General features: G+C 69.9%; 24 protein-coding genes. 8 read left to right on the top strand and 16 right to left on the bottom strand.

All coding sequences use genetic code 11. The features are described from left to right. Positions 1-7: 7 nt before the first annotated feature. The 9 genes from LQ771_RS02635 to LQ771_RS02595 all read right to left on the bottom strand — a co-directional run bounded on the left by LQ771_RS02635 (position 8) and on the right by LQ771_RS02595 (position 7,614). A complete protein-coding gene (locus LQ771_RS02635) occupies positions 8-1,090 on the bottom strand; it encodes a flagellar basal body P-ring protein FlgI (protein WP_231350858.1) in 1,083 nt (360 codons plus the stop codon). A 179-nt stretch (positions 1,091-1,269) separates the two neighbouring features. Further along, the gene (flgH, locus tag LQ771_RS02630; protein ID WP_231351834.1) at positions 1,270-1,947 is read right to left on the bottom strand and encodes a flagellar basal body L-ring protein FlgH; all 678 of its coding nucleotides are present in this window, start codon (positions 1,945-1,947) and stop codon (positions 1,270-1,272) included. Between the two features lie 12 nt (positions 1,948-1,959). Continuing rightward, positions 1,960-2,745: a flagellar basal-body rod protein FlgG gene (gene flgG / locus LQ771_RS02625; RefSeq protein ID WP_231350857.1), complete on the bottom strand. Its 786-nt coding sequence runs from the start codon at positions 2,743-2,745 to the stop codon at positions 1,960-1,962. A 17-nt stretch (positions 2,746-2,762) separates the two neighbouring features. Next, positions 2,763-3,503: a flagellar basal-body rod protein FlgF gene (gene flgF / locus LQ771_RS02620; protein ID WP_231350856.1), complete on the bottom strand. Its 741-nt coding sequence runs from the start codon at positions 3,501-3,503 to the stop codon at positions 2,763-2,765. A 22-nt stretch (positions 3,504-3,525) separates the two neighbouring features. After that, entirely contained in the window at positions 3,526-4,746 is a 1,221-nt protein-coding gene (gene flgE / locus LQ771_RS02615; RefSeq protein ID WP_231350855.1) for a flagellar hook protein FlgE, read from the bottom strand. A gap of 19 nt (positions 4,747-4,765) precedes the next feature. Next, positions 4,766-5,410, bottom strand: coding sequence for a flagellar hook assembly protein FlgD (locus tag LQ771_RS02610; protein WP_231350854.1), 645 nt, complete (start codon positions 5,408-5,410; stop codon positions 4,766-4,768). A gap of 23 nt (positions 5,411-5,433) precedes the next feature. Continuing rightward, positions 5,434-5,856, bottom strand: a complete 423-nt coding sequence (flgC, locus tag LQ771_RS02605; protein ID WP_231350853.1) for a flagellar basal body rod protein FlgC — start codon at positions 5,854-5,856, stop codon at positions 5,434-5,436. Further along, entirely contained in the window at positions 5,856-6,260 is a 405-nt protein-coding gene (gene flgB / locus LQ771_RS02600; RefSeq protein ID WP_231350852.1) for a flagellar basal body rod protein FlgB, read from the bottom strand. The genes flgC and flgB overlap by 1 nt, the downstream gene beginning before the upstream one ends. Positions 6,261-6,687: 427 nt before the next feature. Next, on the bottom strand, positions 6,688-7,614 hold the full coding sequence (locus tag LQ771_RS02595) for a chemotaxis protein (protein WP_231350851.1): 927 nt from the start codon (positions 7,612-7,614) through the stop codon (positions 6,688-6,690). Positions 7,615-7,823: 209 nt separating this feature from the next. Between LQ771_RS02595 and LQ771_RS02590 the strand changes: the two genes are divergently transcribed. The 5 genes from LQ771_RS02590 to LQ771_RS02570 all read left to right on the top strand — a co-directional run bounded on the left by LQ771_RS02590 (position 7,824) and on the right by LQ771_RS02570 (position 12,068). Further along, positions 7,824-9,128, top strand: coding sequence for a methyl-accepting chemotaxis protein (locus tag LQ771_RS02590; RefSeq protein ID WP_275045644.1), 1,305 nt, complete (start codon positions 7,824-7,826; stop codon positions 9,126-9,128). Then, positions 9,128-9,838, top strand: a complete 711-nt coding sequence (gene flgA / locus LQ771_RS02585; RefSeq protein WP_231350850.1) for a flagellar basal body P-ring formation chaperone FlgA — start codon at positions 9,128-9,130, stop codon at positions 9,836-9,838. Before LQ771_RS02590 ends, flgA begins: the two co-directional genes overlap by 1 nt. Positions 9,839-9,934: 96 nt before the next feature. Then, a complete protein-coding gene (gene flgM / locus LQ771_RS02580) occupies positions 9,935-10,261 on the top strand; it encodes a flagellar biosynthesis anti-sigma factor FlgM (RefSeq protein WP_231350849.1) in 327 nt (108 codons plus the stop codon). Positions 10,262-10,270: 9 nt separating this feature from the next. Further along, complete coding sequence (locus LQ771_RS02575; protein ID WP_231350848.1) at positions 10,271-10,720, top strand: flagella synthesis protein FlgN; 450 nt, start codon at positions 10,271-10,273, stop codon at positions 10,718-10,720. Positions 10,721-10,805: 85 nt separating this feature from the next. Continuing rightward, on the top strand, positions 10,806-12,068 hold the full coding sequence (locus LQ771_RS02570) for an EAL and HDOD domain-containing protein (protein ID WP_231350847.1): 1,263 nt from the start codon (positions 10,806-10,808) through the stop codon (positions 12,066-12,068). A 189-nt stretch (positions 12,069-12,257) separates the two neighbouring features. Here LQ771_RS02570 and LQ771_RS02565 read toward each other — a convergent pair whose 3' ends face one another. From LQ771_RS02565 to rsmD, 7 genes are all read right to left on the bottom strand, one after another. Next, entirely contained in the window at positions 12,258-13,292 is a 1,035-nt protein-coding gene (locus LQ771_RS02565) for a TMEM43 family protein (protein WP_231350846.1), read from the bottom strand. Beyond that, entirely contained in the window at positions 13,289-14,152 is an 864-nt protein-coding gene (locus tag LQ771_RS02560; RefSeq protein WP_231350845.1) for an MBL fold metallo-hydrolase, read from the bottom strand. The genes LQ771_RS02565 and LQ771_RS02560 overlap by 4 nt, the downstream gene beginning before the upstream one ends. A gap of 98 nt (positions 14,153-14,250) precedes the next feature. Beyond that, positions 14,251-15,969 carry a gamma-glutamyltransferase gene (ggt, locus tag LQ771_RS02555; protein ID WP_231350844.1) on the bottom strand — a complete coding sequence of 573 codons (1,719 nt, stop codon included), beginning with the start codon at positions 15,967-15,969 and terminating at the stop codon, positions 14,251-14,253. Then, a complete protein-coding gene (locus LQ771_RS02550) occupies positions 15,966-16,226 on the bottom strand; it encodes a YfhL family 4Fe-4S dicluster ferredoxin (protein ID WP_231350843.1) in 261 nt (86 codons plus the stop codon). Before LQ771_RS02550 ends, ggt begins: the two co-directional genes overlap by 4 nt. 709 nt (positions 16,227-16,935) lie before the next feature. Next, on the bottom strand, positions 16,936-17,433 hold the full coding sequence (locus LQ771_RS02545; protein WP_231350842.1) for a hypothetical protein: 498 nt from the start codon (positions 17,431-17,433) through the stop codon (positions 16,936-16,938). A 34-nt stretch (positions 17,434-17,467) separates the two neighbouring features. Beyond that, entirely contained in the window at positions 17,468-17,968 is a 501-nt protein-coding gene (coaD, locus tag LQ771_RS02540) for a pantetheine-phosphate adenylyltransferase (protein WP_231350841.1), read from the bottom strand. Positions 17,969-17,994: 26 nt separating this feature from the next. Next, the gene (rsmD, locus tag LQ771_RS02535; RefSeq protein WP_231350840.1) at positions 17,995-18,609 is read right to left on the bottom strand and encodes a 16S rRNA (guanine(966)-N(2))-methyltransferase RsmD; all 615 of its coding nucleotides are present in this window, start codon (positions 18,607-18,609) and stop codon (positions 17,995-17,997) included. Positions 18,610-18,694: 85 nt separating this feature from the next. Here rsmD and ftsY point away from each other — a divergent pair, with 85 nt between their 5' ends. From ftsY to mutY, 3 genes are read left to right on the top strand one after another with little or no spacing between them, the layout of a single operon-like run. Continuing rightward, positions 18,695-19,810, top strand: coding sequence for a signal recognition particle-docking protein FtsY (gene ftsY, locus LQ771_RS02530; protein WP_231350839.1), 1,116 nt, complete (start codon positions 18,695-18,697; stop codon positions 19,808-19,810). A gap of 7 nt (positions 19,811-19,817) precedes the next feature. After that, the gene (locus LQ771_RS02525; RefSeq protein ID WP_231350838.1) at positions 19,818-20,873 is read left to right on the top strand and encodes an AsmA family protein; all 1,056 of its coding nucleotides are present in this window, start codon (positions 19,818-19,820) and stop codon (positions 20,871-20,873) included. Then, positions 20,870-21,955, top strand: coding sequence for an A/G-specific adenine glycosylase (gene mutY / locus LQ771_RS02520; protein WP_231350837.1), 1,086 nt, complete (start codon positions 20,870-20,872; stop codon positions 21,953-21,955). The genes LQ771_RS02525 and mutY overlap by 4 nt, the downstream gene beginning before the upstream one ends. The last annotated feature ends 74 nt before the right edge of the window (positions 21,956-22,029 follow it).

The following is a 22,029-nucleotide window of genomic DNA, read 5'->3' as shown; positions in this document are numbered from 1 at the left end:
CGTGTCGCTAGATCACCACGAGCTCTGCATGAAGCGCGCCAGCCTGCTTGAGCGCCTGCAGGATCGAGATCAGGTCGCTCGGCCCGGCGCCGACCTGGTTCACCGCGCGCACGATGGTGTCCAGGCTCACGCCGGGACCGAACTTGAACATGTGCGCGCCGTCCTCGCTGACCTGCACGTCGGAGCTGGGCACCACCGCGGTCTGGCCGCGCGAGAACGGTTGCGGCTGGCTGACCAGCGGCTGCTCGCTGATGGTCACCTGGATCGCGCCGTGGGCCACCGCCGCGGCGGTGACCTTGACGTCCGAGCCGATCACCACGGTGCCGGTGCGCGAATTGACCACCACGCGCGCCGGCGCGTCGCCCGGGGTGACGTCCAGCTGCTGGACCATGCCCAGCCAGGCCACCTTCTGCGCCGGGTCCTGCGGGCCGCGCACGGAGACCGTGCCGCCGTCGACCGGGGTCGCGGTGCCGGCGCCGAAGGCCGCGTTGACCGCCTGCGCGATGCGCGCGGCGGTGGTGAAATCGGGTGTATTGAGGTTGAGCATCAGGTCGCCAGCGCCGGCGAACGAACTGGGTACGCTGCGCTCGACCGAGGCGCCGTTGGGGATGCGGCCGCTGGCGGAGATGTTCACCTGCACGCTGGAGCCGCTCTTGCCCTGCGCGCTGATGCCGCCGACCACCACGCTGCCCTGGGCGATCGCGTAGACGTTGCCGTCGGCGCCGCGCAGCGGCGACATCAGCAGCTCGCCGCCGCGCAGGCTCTTGGCGTTGCCGATCGAGGCCACCGTGACGTCGATGGTCTGGCCGGGCTTGGCGAACGGCGGAAGGTCCGCGGTGATGGTCACCGCCGCCGCGTTCTTCAACTGCGGGCGCGCGTTCGGCGGCACGGTGATGCCGAACTGCTGCAGCATGTTCTCCAGGCTCTGCGTGGTGAACGGGGCCTGGGTGGTCTGGTCGCCGCTCCCATCCAGGCCGACCACCAGGCCGTAGCCGATCAGCTGGTTCGAGCGCACGCCGCCGACCGAGGCCAGGTCGCGGATCTTGTCCGCGTGGGCCGGGGCTGCAGCCAGGCTGAGCGCGATGCCCATGGCGAGCCACCTGCCAGCGCGACGGAGGGAGCCTCGAAAAACGCCGCAAGCTTCCAGCAGCCACTGTAGGAGCCCACTTGTGGGCGATGCTTTCGACGGGTCGACAGCGCGGAAGAGCATCGCCCACAAGTGGGCTCCTACCAGGGGACTGCTCAGGGACACTCGGCTCATGGCGTTCATCAGAACGGCATCCACTTGGAATTGAAGAAGCGCGACAGCCACCCGCGCGTGTTCGCGTCGGCCAGCGTGCCGCGACCGGTGTAGCTGATGCGCGCGTCGGCCACGCGGGTGGAGGGCACGGTGTTGTCCTGGCCGATGTCCTGCGGGCGCACGATGCCGGCGATGCGCACCAGCTCCTGGCCCTGGTTGATCGTCAGCCACTTCTCGCCGCGCACGATCAGGTTGCCGTTGGACAGGCGCTGCGCCACGGTCACGGTGATCTGGCCGGTGAGCTGGTTGGACTGGCTGGACGAGCCGCTGCCGTCGAAGTTGCGCTCGCTGTCCAGGCCCACGCTCAGCGGGTTGCCGTTGATGGTCAGGTCCTTGCCCATGATGGTGGGCGCGGCGACGTCGGCCTTGTCCTTCTTGCTGGTGCTGGTGCTGGCCTTCTTGCTGGCCTGGGTACTCTCCACCAGCACGATGGTGAGGATGTCGCCCACCCGGTGCGCGCGCGCATCGGCGAACAGCTCCATGTTCTGGTTGTCGTGGTAGATCGCGCCGTCGGCCGGCGCGGCCGCGACTTCCGGCTGCATCGGCGGGGTCGGCGCCCATGCGCCGTCGTCGCGCGCGGGCATGGCCATGCACCCGGCAAGCAATGCCAGCGCGAGGGCGGCGATGGAAAGGCGGAACAGTGACATCACGGCTTACGCTCAGGTCTTGTTGGTGAGGAACTGCAGCATCTGGTCGGCGGCCGAGATGGCCTTGGAGTTCATCTCGTAGGTCCGCTGCGTCTCGATCATGTCCACCATCTGCTCGACCACGTTGACGTTCGAGCTTTCCAGCGCGCCCTGCGCCAGCGTGCCCAGGCCGTTCAGGCCCGGCTGGCCGATCTGCGGCGTGCCGGAGGAGGCGGTTTCCAGGTACAGGTTGTCGCCGTTGGGCTGCAGGCCCGCGGGGTTGATGAAGTCGGCCAGTTGCACCGTGCCGATCTGCTGCGGCGCGGCCTGCCCGGGCACGGTGATGCTGACCGTGCCGTCGTTGCCGATGGTGATCGACTGCGCGTTGGCTGGGATGGTGATGGCCGGATCCACCGCGTAGCCGTTGGCGGTGACCACCTGGCCGTTCTGGTCCATGTGCAGCGAGCCGTCGCGGGTGTAGGCGATGGAGCCGTCGGGCATGGTCACCTGCAGGAAGCCGCGGCCCTGGATGGCCAGGTCCAGCGAGTTGCCGGTCTGCTCGATGTTGCCCTGGGTGAACAGCTTCTCGTTGCCGACCACGCGCACGCCGGTGCCCAGCATCAGGCCGGACGGGGCGACGGTCTGCTCGGTGGTCTGCCCGCCGGGCTGGCGCAGGTTCTGGTAGACCAGGTCCTGGAACGAGGCGCGCGAGCTCTTGAAGCCGGTGGTGTTGGCGTTGGCGAGGTTGTGCGAGACCACGTCCATGCGCGTCTGCTGCGCATCCAGACCGGTCTTGGCGACCCACAGGGAAGAGAACATGGTTGGCTCCTAATCGATCAGGTGAGCAACAGCAGGCGGGTCGCCGACTGCGCGTTGTCGTCGGCGTTCTTGATCGCCTTGACCTGGAGTTCGTACTGGCGCGAGAGCTCGATCATCTGCACCAGCGTCTGCGACGGATTGACGTTGCTCGACTCGAGCACGCCGGATTTGACGCCCACCGCCGGATCGGCCGGCGCGGTGCCGCCGCCGGCCAGGTGCATCAGCCCGTCGCTGCCCAGCGCCAATTGATTGGCGGGCGGATTGACCAGCTTCAGGCGGCCGACCGAGGCGATCGTTTCCGGGCCTTGGCCCGTCGGCACCACCGAGACGGTGCCGTCGTTGCCGATGCTCACCTGGGTGGCCGGCGGCAGGCTGATCGGGCCGCCGTCGCCGAGTACCAGGTTGCCGCGCGCGTCGGTCAGCAGGCCGTCGGCGGTCAGCTGCAGGTTGCCGGCGCGGGTGTAGGCCTCGCTGCCGTCGGCGGCCTGCACCGCGATCCAGCCCTCGCCCTGCACGGCGACGTCCAGTTCGCGGCCGGTCTGGATCTCGGCTCCGCCGCGCAGGTCCACGCCCTGGCCCTGCGCCACGCCGTTGATCCGAGTGGCCAGGCCCGGGCCCTGCACCGGCAACGCCTGGAAGGCCGACATCTGCGCCTTGAAGCCGACCGTGTCGGCATTGGCCAGGTTGTGCGCCACTTCGGTCTGCGCACGCATCATCTGCGTGGCGCCGGTCATGGCGACGTAAAGCGAACGATCCATGCTTAGGCCTCGGACGTCAGCGTCAGTTGCGGATGTTGATGATGGTCTGGGTCAGCTTGTCGTCGGTGGAGATCACCTGCGCGTTCGCCTGGTAGTTGCGCTGCGCCTTGATCATGTTCACCAGCTGCGCGGTGAGGTCGGCGGTGTTGGACGCTTCCAGCGCACCGGACTGCACGGCGCCGAAGGTGCCCTGGCCCGCCACGCCCATGATCGCGGTGCCCGAATCGAACGAGGCGGCCCAGCCGGTGTTGTCGAGCTGGCGCAGGCCCTGCAGGTTGCTGAAGTTGGCCAGCGCGAGCTGGCCCAGCGAAACGGCCTGGCCATTGGAGTACTTGGCCTGCACCACGCCTTCGCTGGAAACGTCGATGCCCGACAGCGTGCCGCTGGGGTAGCCGTCCGGGTTGACCGAGCTCAGCGCGTAGGCGTTGCCGAACTGGGTGACCTTGTTGAGGTCGATCGAGAGCGTCAGCGGGTCGGCGCCGGGACTCACTGCCAGCGCTCCGAAGTTGAGCCTGCCCCCGGCCGGCGTGGCGAGCGCGCCACTGGTGTTGAAGGAGATCGCCTGCGGCGCGCCGGCGGAAACGCCGTCCACGTACAGGTAGGCGTTCCAGGTATTCGGCGCGGCGCCCTTGACGTAGTACACGGTGCCGTTGTGGGTGGCGCCGAGCGAGTCGTAGGCGGTGAACGGCGTGGACTGGTTGTAGCTCAGCGCGTCGGTCGGAGTGAACGGGGTGATGGTCGGGGCCGTCGCGTCCGACGGCAGGTTCAGCGACATCTCGACGCTGCCGGTGGCCTTGGCCGCGCTCTGCGCGTTGGTCAGTTGCAGGTCGACCATGGTGCTGGTGTCGAAGCCGTTGCCGGCCGGCGGGAACACCTGCAGGTGCTGGCCGCTGGAGTTGACCACGTAGCCCTTGTTGTCCTGGTTGAACGCGCCGGCACGCGTGTAGGAGTAGCCCTTGCCGTCGCGCATGGTGAAGAAGCCATCGCCGCTGATCGCGAAGTCCAGGCTGTTGCCGGTGTTCTCCACGTTGCCGGCGGCGAACTGCTGCGCCACGTCGGCCAGCCGCACGCCGCTGCCGATGGAGGTTGCCGACAGGTTGCGCCCGGCCGAGTTGTACAGCTCGGCGAATTCGGCGCGCGAGCCCTTGAAACCGGTGGTTCCGGTATTGGCGATGTTGTTGGCGGTGATTTCCAGGTCCTTGGAAGCCGCATTCAGGCCGCTCAGCGCGATATTGAAAGCCATCGGTGTTTCCCCTGATGAGTTAGTTGACGCGCGCGACCTGGCTCAGCAGCACGCCGCCGAAACCGTCCACGTCGAGATAGGCGCCGTCGGCGCCGGTCATGCCCACGCCGGCGACCTTGCCGGTGACATAGGTGGCCACCGCGGTGTTGCCGGTCTGCGCGGCCAGGGCGTAGGTGCCCGGGGGCAGCGGCTGGCCGTCGTTGCCGGTGCCGTCCCAGTGGAAGTCGGTGAGCCCCGCGTTCTGCGTGCCCAGGTCGATCGTGCGCACGACGTTGCCCGCGTTGTCCACGACCTGCACCAGCGTGCGACCGCCGCCGTCGGATACGTTCACCGCGCCATCGAGGCTGCCGCCCTGCAGGCGAGCGACCGCCGATGGCACGGTCACGCTGCGCCCGACCATGCTGGAGGCCTGCAGCAGCTGGTTGCCCTGCATCGACTGCGCCAGCGCGTCGAAGGAGGTCTGCAGATTCTGCGTGGCCGACACCTGGTTGATCTGCGCGAGCTGGCTGACCATCTGCGAGGAGTCCATCGGCTGGGTCGGGTCCTGGTTGCGCATCTGCTGGATCAGCAGGCTCAGGAAATCGGCCTGGCTCAGCGTCTTGGTCTGGCCGAGCGCGCTTGCGGCACCGGCGGCGTTGCTGGAATTGATCGAGAGGTCGCTCATGGCCTTTCCCTACTTGCGCGTGCTCATTTGCCGAGGTCCAGCGTCTTCTGCATCAGCTGGCGCGCGGTGTTCATCACCTCGACGTTGTTCTGGTACGAACGCGAGGCGGAGATCATGTTGACCAGCTCGTCCACCGGGTTGACGTTGCTCTGGTAGACGTAGCCATCGGCATCGGCGAGCGGGTTGCCCGGCTCGTAGCGGCTGGTGATCGCGTTCGGGCTCTCGGTGACGCCAAGGACCTTGACGCCCTCGCTGCCGGCTTCGGCCGGCTTGCCGTCCAGGCCATTGCGGATCGCGGCGAACAGCGGCTCCTTGGCGCGGTAGGCGGCATCCGGCGAGCTCGCCACGCTGTCGGCGTTGGCCAGGTTGCTGGCCACGGTGTTGAGCCGGGTGGATTGCGCCGCCATGCCGGAGCCGGCGACATTGAAGATGTTGAACAGCGACATCAGCCCTGGCCTCCGGTGATCGCGGTGCGCAGCATGCGGATCTGCGCGGTGATGAAGGACAGGCTCGCCTGGTAGTGCACGCCGTTGGCGGCGAAGGCGGCCTGCTCCTGCTGGGCGTCGACGGTGTTGCCGTCCATGCTCGGCTGGGTCGGCACGCGGTAGGCGAGCGTGTCATTCGCCCGGATCACCGGGTCGATCTGGCCGGGCGTGGGCGCGGCCAGCGGCAGGCTGCCGTCGCCGTTGCCGCCGGCGGCGGCCAGGGCCTTGCGGAAATCGACGTCGCGGGCGAGGTAGCCGGGCGTGTCGGCGTTGGCCAGGTTGCTTGCCAGCACTTCGGTACGGCGCTGCCACAGCGCGAGCGCGCCGGTGTGCATGCCGAACAGGTTGTCGATGGGTTGGCTCATCGCTTGCCTCCGCGCGGTCGATGTGTCCGCACGGGGCTGGAGGCAAGTTGTGTGCCATGCGGGCGCGAAGCCTTGGCGTGGCTGGTTTTGCGCGCGATACGGATTTTCGCCCGGACGTCGGCTTGGGAGTGGAGACGGATTTCCGACGCGCGTGAAACCGGTCCTCTCCCCCGGCCAGGCGGAGGGAGGAGCGCCGCATCTTGCCACCGGCGCACTTTGCTTTGCTCCTCTCCCCCGGCACCGCCGGGGGAGAGGCCGGGAGAGGGGGAGGTCTTTGCTCCTGCGCCCTTTCAGGAAGGACGGACCTAGAGCCTCCCCCTCTCCCCAACCCTCTCCCCCGGCGGGGCCGGGGGAGAGGGAGCACTGCATCCTGACGCCGGCGTGCCTTGCCCGACCTCTCCCCCGTACCGCCGGGGGAGAGAAGGTTTCACTCGCTCTCTTCCGGCAACAGGTCGATCACCGCCTGCGCGAGCAGGTCGGGCTGGAACTTGGCGACGAAGCGGTCGGCGTTGACCTCGCGCACCAGCGCCTCGTTGAACAGGCCGCTCAACGAGCTGTGCAGCACGACCTTCAGCCGTCGCAGCGCGGGTGTCTCGCGGATCGCGCGGGTCAGCGCGTAGCCGTCCAGCCGCGGCATCTCGATGTCCGACACCACCAGGTTGACGCCCTCCTCCGGCGGCTTTCCGGCCAGCTCGGTCAGCCGTTCGAGGGCCTCGCGGCCGTCCTGGGCCACCACGCATTCGATGTTCATCTGCTTGAAGAGGCTGACCAGGCGGCGGCGCGCGATCGACGAGTCGTCCGCCACCAGCACCCGCCGCGGGCGCAACGGATGGGCGCCGGCGGCCCGCAGCATCCGTGCCGAGAGCTCGTGCGGGGTGGCGTCGATGCTGGCCAGCACGTGCTCCACGTCGACCACCGCCACCAGCGCCCCGTTGATGCGGGTCACCGCATTGACCCGCGGCCCGAAGCCCAGCGCGGGGCTCGGCGCCGTCAGCGAGTCGCCATCGCAGTGGACCATGTGCTGCAGGTCCGACACCAGGAAGCCCTGCACCGACCGGCTGAACTCGGTGACCATCAGGTGCGCGGAGGGCTCGTCGATCAGCGCCGGATAGCCCAGCGCCGCGGCCAGGTCGATCACCGGGATGGTCTGGCCGCGGTAGTCGCAGCTGCCGGCGATCAGTGCGTGCGCACCGGGCATGCGTTCCAGCGGCGGGCGGCGCAGCACCTCGCGCACCTTGAATACGTTGATGCCGAACAGCTGCGCGTCACCGAGCCGGAACAGCAGCATCGCCACGCGGTTGTGCCCGGCCAGCCGGGTCTGGCGTTCGACGTTTTCCAGCAGCGCGCCGGCCATGGGGTTTCTCCTCGAAAGCAGTGGGCCACCGGCCCATCCCCGCATATCGGCCGGATGCTCCCGCGCTTGAGATGCAAGGTGCACTCGCCTCCTTTCCCTTCCGGACGCCGGGAAAGGGCGCATGCCGTCGGTGGCACATGCATTGCTTGTTCAAGTTTCGACGCATCCAGACGATGCCCTGACATTCCATCCGCAGGAACCGCAATTCCATGAGCCTGATCCGTAGCCAGTCCCTGGCCGCGCTGGTCCAAGCAGCCACCGCTGGCGACGAGGCCCGCCTCGCACAGTTGTCGCAACAGCATCCGGCGGTCGCCCGCGCGCTGGCCCCGCTGCTGGCCCGTCTCGACGCCGGCCAGCCCGCGGCGCTCGCGCTGCAGACCCTGGAGCAGCAAAGCCTGGTGCTGGCCGCCGCGCAGATGCTCGGGCGCGAGCACTCGGCGCTGGACAAGGCGACCCACGAAAGCCGCGACGGCGTCGGCCGCTTGACGGACGCCAGCGCCGGAATCTCGACGGCCCTGCAGCAGGTCGCCAATGCCCTGGCGCAGGTCGAACAGGCGCGCCAGACCGGCAGCGCCGGCGTCAGCGAACTGGATGGCCAGTTGCGCCTGCTGCGCAGCGCGCTGTCGGCGATGAACCGCAACCAGTCGCGCCTGGCCGAGCAGGTCGAGCAGATCCGCAAGCTCACCGGCGTGGTGCAGGAGATCGCCCACCAGACCAACCTGGTCGCACTCAACGCCGCGATCGAGGCGGCGCGTGCCGGCGAGGCCGGTCGCGGCTTCGCCGTGGTCGCCGACGAGGTCAAGCAACTGGCCGAGAAGACCACCCTGGCGACCACCGAGATCGAAACGGTCACCGGCTCCATCGGTGATTTTTCCCGGCAGCTGGACGTCGACGTGCAACAGGGCATGCAGCGCCTGGAGCACGCGCAGTCCGGCGTCGGCCAGGCCAATGGTGCCATGGGCCGGAGCGCCGAGGCGCTTGCCAGCGCCAGCGAGAAGGTGGCCCAGCTGCGCCAGGGCCAGGACGTGCAGCAGGCCCGCGCCACCGCCGCGCAGGCCGCGCTCGGCGCCCTGCAACGGCGCAGCACCGAGGCGCGCCGGCAGAGCGAGGCGCTCAGCCGCGCCGCGCTGCTGGCCCACCGGCTCGCGCTGGGCTGGCTGGAACAGGAAGCCGGCAACGACCCGGCGAGCCTCAGCCTGGCCGTGCGCGAATCGGCGCAGGGCATCCGCCAGGCGACCGAACTGGCGCTGCTCGAACCGGGCGCGCTGGATCGGCGCTGGTTCGACACCGACGCACTGGACCGCACCGTGCGCCGCCTGGCCGCGCAACATCCCGACCACCCGGCGGCCAGCGCGCTCAGCGAAGCCGGCGCGCGCCTGTCCCAGCACGGCAACGCCTTCGTCGGCCTGCTGTGCAACGGGCAGCTTGAACAGGCCCAGCAGCTGGGCCAGCAGCTCGAATCCGAGCGCGAAGCCGTGGTGACCCAGCTCGCCGCCCTGCTGGCCACCGCCTGATGCGTTTGGCGCGCCACCGCCTGCTGCGTGCGCTGCTGCTGCCGCTCGCGGGCATGGCCGCCCTGCCGGCCCTCGCCGCGCCGCTGGCGGAGGCGGACCTGCGCGCCCAGGCCGAGCGCTTCGTGCAACAGCAGTACGCCGCCCCGGGCAGCCGCGTCGAGGTCGATTCCGAGGCGCTGGACCCGCGCCTGCGCATCGCCGACTGCGCCGTGCCGCTCGCGGCCAGCCTGCCCGGCGGGTTGCGCATGACGCCCCGGTTGAGCGTGGTGATGCGTTGCCCGACCGCCGACGGCTGGACCCTGCGCGTGCCGGTGACGCTCAAGGTCTGGCGCCAGGTGCTGGTCGCCACCCGGCCGCTGATCCGCGGCGACGGCATCGTGGCGGCGGACGTGCGCGTGGAGGAACGCGACGTCACCCGTCTGCCCTACGGTTACATCGGCGGCATGGACCAGCTGGCCGAGCGCAGCCTGTCGCGCACGGTCGCGGCCGGCAGCGTGCTTACGCCCGGTGCGCTGGGCGGACGGCAAACGGTGCGCGCGGGCGACCACGTGCAACTGGTGGCCGAACTGGACGGCATCGCGGTGCGCGCCGAGGGCGTGGCCCTGGGCAGCGGCGACGCGGGTGCTCGCCTGCGGGTGCGCAACGGCAGCTCCGGCCGGGTGGTGGACGCGATCGTGCGCGGCCCCGGCGTGGTCGTGGCGCTACCCTGAACGACGGCCCCGAACGATGATTTCGAACCGACTAAAGTTTTCTCCAGCCCGGCCGATTCCCCAAGGGACAGGGCCTAACCGACTCGAGAAGGACCGATGAATACGACCATTTCCAACAACGGCGTGCCATTCCTGCCGCAGGCACCGGGCAACCAGGCCAATGGTGCCGCAGCCGGCAACAGCAACGCCGCCACCGATGCGCCCGCCAGCGTGCCGGGCAAGGACGACAGCGTCCGCCTGACCGACTCGGCGCGTGCGCTGCAGGATGCCGCCAGGGTGGACGGCCAGGCCGCGATCGACACCAAGCGGGTGGAGAAGATCCGCCAGGCGATCGCCGACGGCAGCTACCAGGTCAACCCGGCCGCCATCGCCGACAAGATGATCGCGCTCGACGCGCAGATCGCCGGCCCGGCGAAGCCGTAACCGCACGCCATGAGCAAGCCGCTGCACCACGAGCTCGAAGCCGCGCTGGATGCGGTGGTGGAGGACCTGCACCAGGCCGCCACCGAGCTCTCGGCCATCCTGGTTGCCGAGCGCGAGGCACTGGTCGCCGCCGACGCGGCCGCGCTGGACCGCGCGGGCACGCACAAGCAGGCGCTGATGCGGCGGCTGGAAGAACTGGACGCCGAACGCGTGCAGATGCTCAAGCTCGAACCGAACGCAGCCGTGCGCACCGAACCGCGCTGGCGCGAGGTGCTCGGGCTGCTGCGCAACTGTCATGAGATGAACCAGCGCAACGGCAGCCTGGTCAGCCAGCGGCTGGCGCAGGTGCGCGAGGCACTGGCCGTGCTGAGCGGCCAGGGCGGCGACGTGCGCAGCGTGTACGGCCCCGGTGGCGAAGTGCGCACGGCCTTGCGCTCGCACCACCTGGCCTCGGCCTGACCGATACGAGTCTTACGGACACCGCGCCGCAGGGCCGGTGGCGATCCACCCCAGGCGGGATAAGCCCCGCGAGTAGATCAAGACCATGAGCGATACCGCCGTTTCCGCCCAGTCCCGCCTTGCCGGCAACCGCGACATCCCGCTGCCGGTGGTACGGGTGCCGATGCTGGACCAGAAGCGCGAGCTGTTCGCCTACGAGGTGATGTTCCATCGCCATGCCGGCGACGAGCAGGAGCTGATGCAGCGCGTGCTCTCGACGCTGGCCGACGGTGCGCTCACCCGCCTGGTGCGCGGCAGCCGCACCTTCCTTACCCTCTCGCGCGAACTGCTGCTGGGCCAGACCGACGTGCTGCAGCACCAGCCGCGCTTCGGCGTCGTGCTGCACCCGGCGATGGCCGAGGATGCGGAGCTGATGGACCGCCTCAACAGGATGGCCCAGCGCGGCTGCCTGCTGATGCTCGATGCCGGCGCCGCCGACCTTCACGGCACGGTAGCCTTCGAGACGCTGCTCCAGATCGTGCAGTTCGTGCGGCTGGATGCCCGTGCGCTGTCGCCCGGGCAGTTGCGCGAACGCGCCGAACAGCTGCACGAACGCGGCATCTGGGTGATCGCCGGCCAGGTCGACGACCATGCCACCTACCAACGCTGCCTGGAACTGCCGCTGCAGGCGATCCAGGGCCGCTACCTGCTGATCCCCGACCAGGTGGAAGTGCCGGTCCTCTCGGCCAACCGCCTGTCGATGCTGCGCCTGATGCGCGAGTTGCAGGAAAACAGCCCGGGCCCGGTGGAGCTGGGCGACATCATCCGCAACGACGCGATCCTTTCCTTCAAGCTGCTCAGCTGCGTGAACTCGGCCTACTTCGGCCTGCCCAAGCAGCTCAAATCCGTGCAGCAGGCGGCGATCTTCTTCGGCGTCACCCGCATGCGCAACTGGATCTACACCATGTCCCTGGGCGGCATGGACGATCGTCCGCCGGAGCTGCTGCGCACCGCGCTGATCCGCGCGCACATGTGCGAACAACTGGCCTCGCACATGCCCCGTCCGCAGAAGGAAATGGCCTTCACCGTCGGCCTGTTCTCGCTGCTGGACACGCTGATGTGCGCGCCGATGGAGTTCGTGCTGGAGCAACTGCCGCTGGTGCCGGAGATCCGCGATGCGCTGGTCGGCAACCGCGGCCCGTTCGGCCCGCTGCTGGAACAGATCCACGCCTGGGAAGCCGGCCAGTTGAGCGGCCAGGCCCAGCCCCAGCACATCCAGCGCATGGCCGGCATCTACCTGGAAGCGACCCAGTGGGCGGACCAGGTGTATGCCTTCGCCGACCACAAGGCGCAGGCCGTCGCGGCGTAAGGCCTTTTTCCGAACGACCCGGCAGCGCCGGGCGCAGGCGCACGGCCTCGAAGTCGATTCGAACGCTCTCCGCGAACCTCTCGACCGAACCCCTCTCCCGCCGGGAGAGGGTGCCGACAGGCGATGGGGGTTCGGGCGGAACGGGATGAACGGCCGATAGCCGGACAGGCATCCTGCCCGGGGCCAGGGTCAGGCCCGCGCCATCCGCCGGTGCAGCAGGAGCACCACCAGCACGCCGGCGGCCGTCACGGCCAGCCATGCCAGCACGGGCGGCCAGCCGCCGCCGAGCCAGGAGGCGCACGACACGGCGCCGATCGCGGTCACGCCCACTGCCAGTGCCAGCACCACGTCGCCGACGCGACGGCGGCGTTCCCACAGCAGCAGGAAGGCGCCCAGCCCGGCCAGCACGATCGCCCCGGCGCGGCGCGCCGTCGTGAACTCGGGCGGTTCGGGCACGTCAGGCAACACGTCGCTGAGCGAACGCTCGCCGACCTGCACCTGGTAGCCCTGGTCGTCGGCCAGGCTGGCCCGCACCAGCCGGTTGCCATCCAGGCGGGCAAACACCGTCACCGGCTGCACCGGCACCGCCTGCCAGCTCACCCGCACGTCGCCCAGGCGCGGCGAGCCTGGGTCCACGCTGGTAGTCAGGTAGGCGTGATACAGGCTGAAGCTCGCGGCCAGGTTGGCGGGCAGGCGTGACGGGTCGGGCGCCACCGTCTCCGTGCCGGGCAATGCGCGCACCAGCATGGGCTCCAGCTCGAAACCGCCGACCTTCACCTTTCCCGCCATGAAACGCTCGCCCCGCAGCGGCATCGCCTTGGGATTGGCGTGCCCGCGCGGCTGTTCGAACCTGGCGGTGTCCTGCAATTCGTCCGACCAGTCCAGCTCGTAATGCACACCGCCCGCGCGCACCTCGCGCCACTGGAACATCTCCACCCGACGGGACAGCACCGGCGTGGGCACGGTCAGGTTGAAGTCGGCGTCATGCGGCGACTCGACCACGTCGGGCGTGCCAGAGACCAGCACCATGCTGCCGTGCTGGCCCGGCTGCGGCCCGCGCGCTCCGGCCTGGACGACGTCGCCGCCGTGGCGCGCCGCGGCCAGGTGATGCGCCAGCAGGCCGCGCTCGGTGACCGCGGCCAGGCCCAGGCCGGCGATGAGCAGCAGGGCGCCGCCACCACGCAGCAGCAGGGCCTGCGTGCCGATCCGCAGTTGCCGCCTCACCCGGCCGTCCCGGCGGGCTCGCCGCGCAGGCTCGCCTGCTCGGCGGTGGTGCCGAAGCGACCCCGCTCGTCGCGGGTCACCTGGGCCGCTGCACAGGCATGGTCATGGGTGAAGAACAGCCGCACGCCACGGGCGAGCTTGTCTTCGAGGAAGCCGCGTTTCTCGTCGATCAGGGTTTCGGGAGCCCGGTCGTAACCCATGGTGATCGGCAGATGCACCCAGGGCCGGCCAGGGATCAGGTCGGCGCAGAACACCACGCCGCCGACCTCCGCCAGCATCAGGCCGGGCGTGTGGCCGTCGGAGAAGTGGAAGCGCACCGATTTTCCCAGTGCCTTCGAATACGCCCCCTCGACCAGCTCCAGCCGACCGCTGGCTTCCAGCAGCCCGGCCAGTTCCGGGATGAACGAGGCACGGTCGCGCGGATGCGGCGACTGCGCGCGGCGCCAGTGCTCGGCGCCGACCAGGAAGGTGGCGTTGGGGAACAGCAACCGCGGCGGCTGCCCTTCCGCCCATGGCGCCAGCAGGCCGCCGGCATGGTCGAAATGCAGGTGGGAGAGGACCACCGCATCGATGCCCTCGTGCGTGAGACCGGCTTCGGCCAGCGACTCCAGCAGCACGTGGCGGTCCTCCACCACGCCGTAGCGCTCGCGCAGCTTCGGCTCGAAGAAGGCGCCGATGCCCGTTTCGAACAGCACGTTGCGACCGTCCAGGTCCTTCACCAGCAGGCAGCGGCACGCCAGCGGGATGCGGTTTTCCGCGTCCGGTTCGATCCAGCGCGACCACATGGCCTTCGGCGCGTTGCCGAACATCGCGCCGCCATCGAGCCTCTGGGTGTTGCCCTCAAGGGACCACAGTTGCATGACACGTCCCCTGTCCAAGGATGCTTGCCGGATTCTACGCAGCGGCGCGGGCCATGTCTGCCGGGTGCGGGCGGCCCCGCCGCCGATCCGGGGCCGGGCTACTGCACCTTGCCCGACCCCGAAGGCCGCCGCGGATCGCTGGCCGCCTGCAGCGTGTTGCTGCGGTGGTCCCAGGTCACCACGTTCATGAAGCCCCAGGGGGCGCGCGGGTGCAGCGTGTAGCCCATGCGCTCGAGCTCATGCGCGGTGGCCGGGTCGAACACGCCCTGCTCCACGTCCACGCGATCGGGCAGGAACTGATGGTGGTAACGCTTCTGCGCCACGATGGCGCCGGCATCCTTGCCGTCGACGAAGGCAAGGATGCCCTCGAGCACCTGGGTGATGATGGTCGAGCCGCCGGGCGAGCCGATCACCGCGGTACGGTCCTGGCCGATCACCAGGCTGGGCGACATCGAGGAGAGCATGCGCTTGCCCCCGACCGGCGCGTTGGCCTCGCTGCCGAGCAGGCCGTAGACGTTGGGCTTGTTGGGCACCAGCGCGAAGTCGTCCATCTCGTCGTTGAGCAGCACGCCCGTGCCGGCGGCGACGAAGGTGGAACCGAGCGTGTAGTTCACCGTCGAGGTGACGGCGATCATGTTGCCGTCCTTGTCGATGATCGAGAAATGGGTGGTGTGCGGGCCGGGGTCGGAGGCGCCGGCATGCGGCAGCATCGAGGAGGGCGTGGCCCTGTCCGGCAGGATGCTCTGGCGCAGGCCGTCGGCGTAGAACGGCGACAGCAGCATGTCCAGCGGCATCTTCACGAAGTCCGGGTCACCCAGGTAATCGTTGTGGTCGCGGAACGCGCGGCGCATCGCCTCGATCACGTAGTGCACGCGATGGGCACGGTCGAGCTTGTCCAGGTCCACGCCACGCAGGATGTTGAGGATCTCCGCGATGGCCACGCCGCCGGAGGACGGCGGCGGCGCGGTGACGATGCGGTAACCGCGGTAATCCACGCTGATCGGCGCGCGTTCCTTGATCTGGTAGCCGGCCAGGTCCGCTTCGCTCCAGTTGCCGCCGGCCGCGCGCACGGCGGCCACCAGCTTCCTTGCCACTTCGCCGCGGTAGAAGCCGTCGCGGCCCTCTTTCGCCAGGATCTCGAGCGTGCGCGCCTGGTCCGGGTCGCGCCAGAGCCTGCCCTCGACGGGCGGCTTGCCGTCGACGAGATACTTGGCCTCGGAAGCGGGCCAGCGCTTGAGATCGTCGGCACGCTCGGCGATGGCGTTGCGCAGGCGGCTGTCCGGCTTGAAGCCCTCGCGCGCGGTGCGGATCGCCGGCGCCAGCGAGGCCGACAGCGGGAGCTTGCCGTAGTGTCCCGACAGCCAGGCCAGCCCTGCCGGCTCGCCCGGGATACCGGCCGAGAGCGGGCCGTTCAGCGCGGCGTCGCGGTTGGGCGAGCCATCGGGATTGAGGTAATCCTTCGCGTCCACCGCCGCGGGCGCCACCTCGCGCGCGTCGATGAACACCTCGCGCCCGTCCGAGGCCCGGCGCAGCACGGCCATGAAGCCGCCGCCCAGCCCCGAGCTTTCCGGCTCGACGACCGACAGCGTGGAAGCCACCGCCACCGCCGCGTCGAAAGCATTGCCGCCCTTGGCCAGCACTTCGAGTCCGGCGTCGGTGGCCAGGAAGTTGGCGCTGGCGATCGCCGCGTGGCCGGGTTTGGCTGCGGCGGCGGAGGTCGCGGGAGCCTCCCGGGAGGGCGGGTCCGTTGCGAAGGCGGCAGTACTGGTCAGCAGCAGGCTCAGCAAAAGGACTCGCCAACGCGGGGACAGACTCATGCCGTGGTCTCCTTGGCCATCAACTGGCGGTATTTGGGTTCGAGTTGCTCGTGCGTCTCGACGTGCTCCGGATCGATGACGATGCACTCGACCGGGCAGACGACCATGCATTGGGGTTCGTCGTGGTGACCGACGCATTCGGTGCACAGGGCCGGATCGATGACGTAGTAGTCCTCGCCCATCGAGATCGCCTTGTTGGGGCACGCCGGCTCGCAGACGTCGCAATTGACGCAGGTGTCGAGAATCTTAAGGGACATGGCGTCAATGGTAGCGCGGAGCGGCGCCGCTTACTCCCTCTCCCCCGGGCGCAGTCCGGGGGAGAGGGTTGGGGTGAGGGGGAGGCCTTTGGCTCTTTCGCCATCTCCCGATCAGAGCGAAGAGCCTCCCCCTCTCCCCAGCCCTCTCCCCCGGCGGGGCCGGGGGAGAGGGAGCGGGCCTCGCCGCGTGCCGGTTTTCGTCCATCCAAACAAAGAGCCCGGGGCGTAGCGCGGCGCGGCGCAGCACCGCTTGCTCCCTCTCTCCCAGGCGCAGTCCGGGGGAGAGGGTTGGGGTGAGGGGGAGGCCTTTGGCTCTTTCGCCATCTCCCGATCAGAGCGAAGAGCCTCCCCCTCTCCCCAGCCCTCTCCCCCGGCGGGGCCGGGGGAGAGGGAGCGGGCCTCGCCGCGTGCCGGTTTTCGTCCATCCAAACAAGGAGCCCGTGACGTAGCGTGACGTAGCGCGGCGCGGCACTTCTTACTCCCTCTCCCCCGGGCACAGCCCGGGGGAGAGGGTTGGGGAGAGGGGGAGGCCTTTGGCTTTTCCGCCGTCCCCCGATCAGAGCGAAGAACCTCCCCCTCTCCCCAGCCATCTCCCCCGGGGCCAGGGAGAGGTGGTGGTCTCCGCGGCGTGCGTGTTTCCTCCGTCCAAACGAAAACGCCCGCGACGCCTTCCGGCATCGCGGGCGTTTCGAGTGCGCGGGCGCCTGGCTTACATCGCCACGAAGCGCACCGTCGCACCGGTCGGCTGCAGCGCGGTCATCACGCGGTCCTTGTCCGCCTGGTCGCCGATGAACAGCACGATCACGTCCTTGAACGAGCCCGGCTTGGCGCCGGCGAAAGCGTCAATCACGAACTGGGCGGTCTTGGACGAGTTCGGGCCGGCGAAGGCCAGCAGGTTGCCCGGCAGCACGCCGCGGGCGATGACGTCCTGGACGCTCTGCAACTGGCGGTCGTACTTGGCCTGGGCGTCTTCGTCGTCGCCGGCCGGCACCAGGTAGGCGTACGGCCGCTCGGCGGTCATGCCCTGCATGTTGTTCTGCACGATCTGGCCCAGGTAGGCGTTCCACGCCTGGGCGTCGTTCGGGTTGGTCGGCTTCGGCGCGGCCGCCTGCTGGGTGGCCTGCTGGTTGTCTTCCTGCTTGTTGCAGGCCGACAGGGCCAGGGTACCGGCGAGTGCGAAGGTGGCGGCGATCAGGAACTTACGCATGGGTGTCTCCCTGTGAGTGGATTCGAGGATGGCCTTACTTGCGCCAGCGCTGCCGCATGGCCTGTTGCACGGCCGGGTGCACGAAGCTCGAGATGTCGCCGCCGAGGCGGCCGATCTCGCGCACCAGCGAGGAGGAAATGAAGCTGTACTGTTCCGCCGGCGTCAGGAACAGCGTTTCGGCCTGCGGAATCAGGTGGCGGTTCATGCTCGCCAGCTGGAACTCGTATTCGAAGTCCGATACCGCGCGCAGTCCGCGGATGATCACGCCGGCGCCGACCTCGGTGACGAAGCTGGCCAGCAGGCTGTTGAAACCGCGCACTTCCACGTTGGGCAGGTCGGCCAGCGCCAGCCGTGCCAGCGTGATGCGCTCCTCCAGGCTGAAACCCGGCCCCTTGCCGGAACTCTCGGCCACCGCCACCACCACGCGCTCGAACAGCGGCGCGGCCCGCGACACCAGGTCGGCATGGCCGTTGGTGATCGGGTCGAAGGTGCCGGGATACACGGCCAGGCGCTTGTTCACCGGGGCTTTGTTCACGAGGGGCTGCAGCGCGAAAGTGGCGGCTAGCTTAACGGAAGCTCCGTGCAGCGGCGATAGAGCGCGTGGCGCACCTCGCCCGCCCGGCCCTCGCGGTGCAGCGCCCAGCTGGACGGCAGCGCCGGCACCCGGTCGCGCGGCGACTCGACATAGATCCAGGCCTGCGGGGCGAGCCAGCCGCCTTGCTCCAGCCGCTGCGCGAGCGGCGTCCACAGGTCCGCCGCGAACGGCGGGTCCAGGAACACCAGCCCGAAAGGCGTCGGCGTCCCCTCCAGGAACGCCGCCGCATCGGCAACGGTCACCGTGCCCTCGGCCTTCAGCCGCGCGAGGTTGTCGCGCAACGCCGTTGCCGCGCGGGCATCGCGCTCGACGAAGCGCACCGCGCCGGCACCGCGCGAGAGCGCTTCGATTCCCAGCGCGCCGGTCCCGGCGCACAGATCCAGCGCCTGCACGCCCGCGATCACCGGCAGCAGCCAGTTGAACAGCGTTTCGCGCACGCGCTCCGGGGTCGGACGCAGGCCCGGCAGGTCGGGTACGTCCAGCCGGGAATTGCGCAGGCTCCCCCCGATAATGCGGATGCGCCCCGTCACGCCGACGTCCCGCCGCAGGGGCGCACCCTGTGCGCGACCGTCGTCGCGCATGGAAGATGCAGGCACGAATGGCCCTCAGCGGCCAGTCTGGTAGCGGGTGATAGCATCCGCGCATTGTCTTGGAAACGCCGCCGCAATGCTCAAGTTCTGGAAGAAGAAACCCACCGAAACGACTTCGGAGCAACCGGCCGAACACGGCCGGACGCCGCCCGCCGACGCGACGGCCCTGGACAATGCAAGTCCGGTGCTGGACGAAGCGCGTGCTGAAATCGCGCCCGCGGAGCCGGCGATCGTCGACGAGCCGCCGCCCGCGACCGTGGCCGAACCCGCCCCGGCCAAGCGCAGCTGGCGCGAACGCCTCTCCGGCAGCGGCTTCGCCAAGGGCCTGAGCTCGCTGTTCATGCGCCATCCGAAGCTCGACGACGATCTGCTCGACGAGCTCGAAACCCTGCTGATCACCGCCGACGTCGGCGTGGAGGCCAGCACCACGCTGGTCGAAGGCCTGCGCAAGCGCATGCACAAGCGCGAGTTCGCCGATGCCGACGCGCTGCTGGCCGCATTGCGCGAGGCGCTCGTTGCCATGCTGGTGCCGGTACAGCAGCCGCTGGACATCACCGGTCGCAAGCCCTTCGTGGTGCTTACCGTGGGCATCAACGGCGTGGGCAAGACCACCACGATCGGCAAGCTGGCGCGCCGCTGGCGCGACGAGGGCCGCCAGGTGATGCTCGCCGCCGGCGACACCTTCCGCGCCGCCGCGGTGGCCCAGCTGAAGACCTGGGGCGAACGCAACAACGTGCCGGTGATCGCGCAGGGCCAGGAGGCCGATGCGGCCAGCGTGATCTTCGATGCCCTGCAGGCCGCCCGCTCGCGCAACGCCGATGTCCTCGTCGCCGATACCGCCGGCCGCCTGCATACGCAGGGCGGATTGATGGACGAGCTGTCCAAGATCGCCCGCGTGATGAAGAAGCTCGACGCCGACGCGCCGCACGAGGTGCTGATGGTGATCGACGGCACCACCGGCCAGAACGCGATCAGCCAGTTGCGCCAGTTCCGCCAGATCGTCGGCGTCACCGGCCTGGTGGTGACCAAGCTCGACGGTACGGCGAAGGGCGGCGTGGTGTTCGCGCTGGCGCGCGAGTTCGGCCTGCCGATCCGCTACGTCGGCCTGGGCGAGAGCGCCACCGACCTGCGCGAGTTCGACGCGCGCGCCTTCGTCGACGGCCTGCTGCCGGCCACGCTGGCGCGGGCCTGAGCCTGCGATGACGCGCCGGCTGCGCATCGCGCTGCTGGGCCTGGCCGGCCTTCTCGTTGCCGGCCTGGTGGCCCTGCTGGTGACCGTGTACCTGCTGCTGCAGCCGGAACGCTTCACCGCCATGTTGCAGGAGCAGGCGCGCCAGGTCGGACTCGAACTGAGCCTGGCCAGCCCTGCCCGCCCCGCCCTGTTTCCCCGCCCGGCGCTGGAACTGGAGGGGCTCACCCTCACCGCACACGGTGCCAGCATGCCGATACTGTTGGCTGCCAACGGCCGCCTGGCGTTGCCCTGGAGCACGTTGTTCGGCGGTCCCACGGTGATCTCGCGGCTGGAGATCGACGCGCCGCGGGTGGATCTGGACGCGCTGCAGGCCTGGCTGTCCGGCCTGCCCTCGGGCGGTAGCGGCTCGCCCAACATCCCGCGCATCGATACCGGCGTGCGCATCGCGCGCGGCACGATCGTCAGCGGCAACAAGTTGCTGCTGCGCGACTTCTCGCTCGACGCCGGCAGCCTGCTCACCGGGCAGCCGTTCCCGCTGGTGATCTCGGCCAAGGATGCCCATGGCACCCCGATGCAGCTGCGCCTGATCGCCACTCCGCGGATCCAGGGCAACGCGTTGCAGCTCAACGACATCGACCTCGAGTACACCCGTGGCGGGACGCTGGCGATGCGCCTGTCCGGGGAGGCGCACTGGCACGGCGCGGCGGATGCCGCGGCCACGCTCGCCGGTTCGCTCGAACAGGCCGACGCCGGCCGCTATGACATCTCGCTGGAACTGACTCCGGCCAACCAGAGCAACCCCTTGCTGCTTGCGCTCAAGCTCGACGGCCCCGGCAACCACCTCGACCTGCGCGTGCCACCGCTGGGCGTGGCGCGCTGGTGGTCGCACATCGGCGACGAGGAAGGTCCCAGGCTCGGCGTGCCGCCCGGCAGCGGCCACGTGGATGTGGCCACGCTCGACGTGGCCGGCGTGCACGTCGAAGGCCTGCACCTGGAACTGGCACCTGCCCCGGCGGCCAGCACCAGCGCCCCCGCGTCACCGGCCAGCAGCGACGCCCGATGAGCTCCACCCTCGCCGCCGACCTGCTGCCCTGGTTCGACCGCCACGGGCGCCACGATCTCCCCTGGCAGGCTCCCGCGCCGGGCGGTCGCCGCGATGCCTACCGCGTGTGGCTTTCCGAGGTGATGCTCCAGCAGACCCAGGTCGCCACGGTCATTCCCTACTTCCTGCGCTTTACCGGGGCGTTGCCGACGTTGCCCGATCTGGCCGCAGCGGACGAAGACCGCGTGCTCGCCCTCTGGTCGGGCCTGGGCTACTACCGCCGCGCGCGCTTCCTGCACCGCGCCGCGCAGCTTTGCGTGGAACACCACGGCGGCGAGCTGCCGCGCGACTTCGACGCGCTCGCCGCACTGCCGGGCATCGGCCGCTCCACCGCCGGCGCGATCCTCGCCCAGGCACACGGCCTGCGCTTCGCCATCCTCGACGGCAACGTCAAGCGCGTGCTTGCCCGCTACCACGGCATCGAGGGCCACCCCGGCCAGGGCGCGGTCGAGAAGCAGCTGTGGGCGCGCGCCGAGGCGCACACGCCGCACGCGCGCGTGGCCGACTACACCCAGGCGATCATGGACCTTGGCGCCACCGTCTGCGTGCGCTCGCGCCCGCTCTGCCCGGCCTGTCCGCTGGCCGATGCCTGCGTCGCCCGCCGCGAGGGTCGCACCGCGCAACTGCCCACGCCAAAGCCCGGCAAGACGCTGCCCACGCGCGCCACCACCATGCTGGTGCTGCGCGATGGCCATGGTCGTGTGCTGCTGGAGCGACGCGGTCCGAGCGGCGTGTGGTCCGGGCTGTGGAGCCTGCCCGAAGCGGCCGACCACGAAGCGGCCTGGCGACTGGCGCAGACGCACGCGCAACTGGACGACGCGCAACCGCTCACGCCCTTCGTCCACGTCTTCAGCCACTACCGGCTCCAGGTCGAGCCGCTGCTGTTCGACGGCGCGACAGCCCACCCCGCCATCGCCGATAATGTGGCGCTGCGCTGGTGCGCCCGCGACGAGTGGCCGAGCCTCGGCCTGCCCGCTCCCGTGCGCACCCTGCTCGGAACATTGCACCCACCGCTCGCGTCACACACCAGCCGTTCGCGCTGAGCGTAGCCCGCGGCAAGCGGGCGAAGTCGAAGCGCCGCGGCCTCGCGATCCTTCGACTCCGGCCCGCGGCCTAC

Origin of the sequence: Frateuria soli, assembly GCF_021117385.1 — a bacterium.
GTDB classification, from domain to species: domain Bacteria; phylum Pseudomonadota; class Gammaproteobacteria; order Xanthomonadales; family Rhodanobacteraceae; genus Frateuria_A; species Frateuria_A soli.
The sequence above is the reverse complement of the archived record's forward strand: the minus strand, read 5'-3'. Positions and strand labels throughout refer to the sequence as shown.

Excerpts from the sequence above, each read along its gene's own strand:
- LQ771_RS02635 (WP_231350858.1), bottom strand. The coding sequence starts at position 1,090 with ATGGGCATCGCGCTCAGCCTGGCTGCAGCCCCGGCCCACGCGGACAAG.
- flgH (WP_231351834.1), bottom strand. The coding sequence starts at position 1,947 with ATGTCACTGTTCCGCCTTTCCATCGCCGCCCTCGCGCTGGCATTGCTT.
- flgG (WP_231350857.1), bottom strand. The coding sequence starts at position 2,745 with ATGTTCTCTTCCCTGTGGGTCGCCAAGACCGGTCTGGATGCGCAGCAG.
- flgF (WP_231350856.1), bottom strand. The coding sequence starts at position 3,503 with ATGGATCGTTCGCTTTACGTCGCCATGACCGGCGCCACGCAGATGATG.
- flgE (WP_231350855.1), bottom strand. The coding sequence starts at position 4,746 with ATGGCTTTCAATATCGCGCTGAGCGGCCTGAATGCGGCTTCCAAGGAC.
- LQ771_RS02610 (WP_231350854.1), bottom strand. The coding sequence starts at position 5,410 with ATGAGCGACCTCTCGATCAATTCCAGCAACGCCGCCGGTGCCGCAAGC.
- flgC (WP_231350853.1), bottom strand. The coding sequence starts at position 5,856 with ATGTCGCTGTTCAACATCTTCAATGTCGCCGGCTCCGGCATGGCGGCG.
- flgB (WP_231350852.1), bottom strand. The coding sequence starts at position 6,260 with ATGAGCCAACCCATCGACAACCTGTTCGGCATGCACACCGGCGCGCTC.
- LQ771_RS02595 (WP_231350851.1), bottom strand. The coding sequence starts at position 7,614 with ATGGCCGGCGCGCTGCTGGAAAACGTCGAACGCCAGACCCGGCTGGCC.
- LQ771_RS02590 (WP_275045644.1), top strand. The coding sequence starts at position 7,824 with ATGAGCCTGATCCGTAGCCAGTCCCTGGCCGCGCTGGTCCAAGCAGCC.
- flgA (WP_231350850.1), top strand. The coding sequence starts at position 9,128 with ATGCGTTTGGCGCGCCACCGCCTGCTGCGTGCGCTGCTGCTGCCGCTC.
- flgM (WP_231350849.1), top strand. The coding sequence starts at position 9,935 with ATGAATACGACCATTTCCAACAACGGCGTGCCATTCCTGCCGCAGGCA.
- LQ771_RS02575 (WP_231350848.1), top strand. The coding sequence starts at position 10,271 with ATGAGCAAGCCGCTGCACCACGAGCTCGAAGCCGCGCTGGATGCGGTG.
- LQ771_RS02570 (WP_231350847.1), top strand. The coding sequence starts at position 10,806 with ATGAGCGATACCGCCGTTTCCGCCCAGTCCCGCCTTGCCGGCAACCGC.
- LQ771_RS02560 (WP_231350845.1), bottom strand. The coding sequence starts at position 14,152 with ATGCAACTGTGGTCCCTTGAGGGCAACACCCAGAGGCTCGATGGCGGC.
- ggt (WP_231350844.1), bottom strand. The coding sequence starts at position 15,969 with ATGAGTCTGTCCCCGCGTTGGCGAGTCCTTTTGCTGAGCCTGCTGCTG.
- LQ771_RS02550 (WP_231350843.1), bottom strand. The coding sequence starts at position 16,226 with ATGTCCCTTAAGATTCTCGACACCTGCGTCAATTGCGACGTCTGCGAG.
- LQ771_RS02545 (WP_231350842.1), bottom strand. The coding sequence starts at position 17,433 with ATGCGTAAGTTCCTGATCGCCGCCACCTTCGCACTCGCCGGTACCCTG.
- rsmD (WP_231350840.1), bottom strand. The coding sequence starts at position 18,609 with ATGCGCGACGACGGTCGCGCACAGGGTGCGCCCCTGCGGCGGGACGTC.
- ftsY (WP_231350839.1), top strand. The coding sequence starts at position 18,695 with ATGCTCAAGTTCTGGAAGAAGAAACCCACCGAAACGACTTCGGAGCAA.
- LQ771_RS02525 (WP_231350838.1), top strand. The coding sequence starts at position 19,818 with ATGACGCGCCGGCTGCGCATCGCGCTGCTGGGCCTGGCCGGCCTTCTC.
- mutY (WP_231350837.1), top strand. The coding sequence starts at position 20,870 with ATGAGCTCCACCCTCGCCGCCGACCTGCTGCCCTGGTTCGACCGCCAC.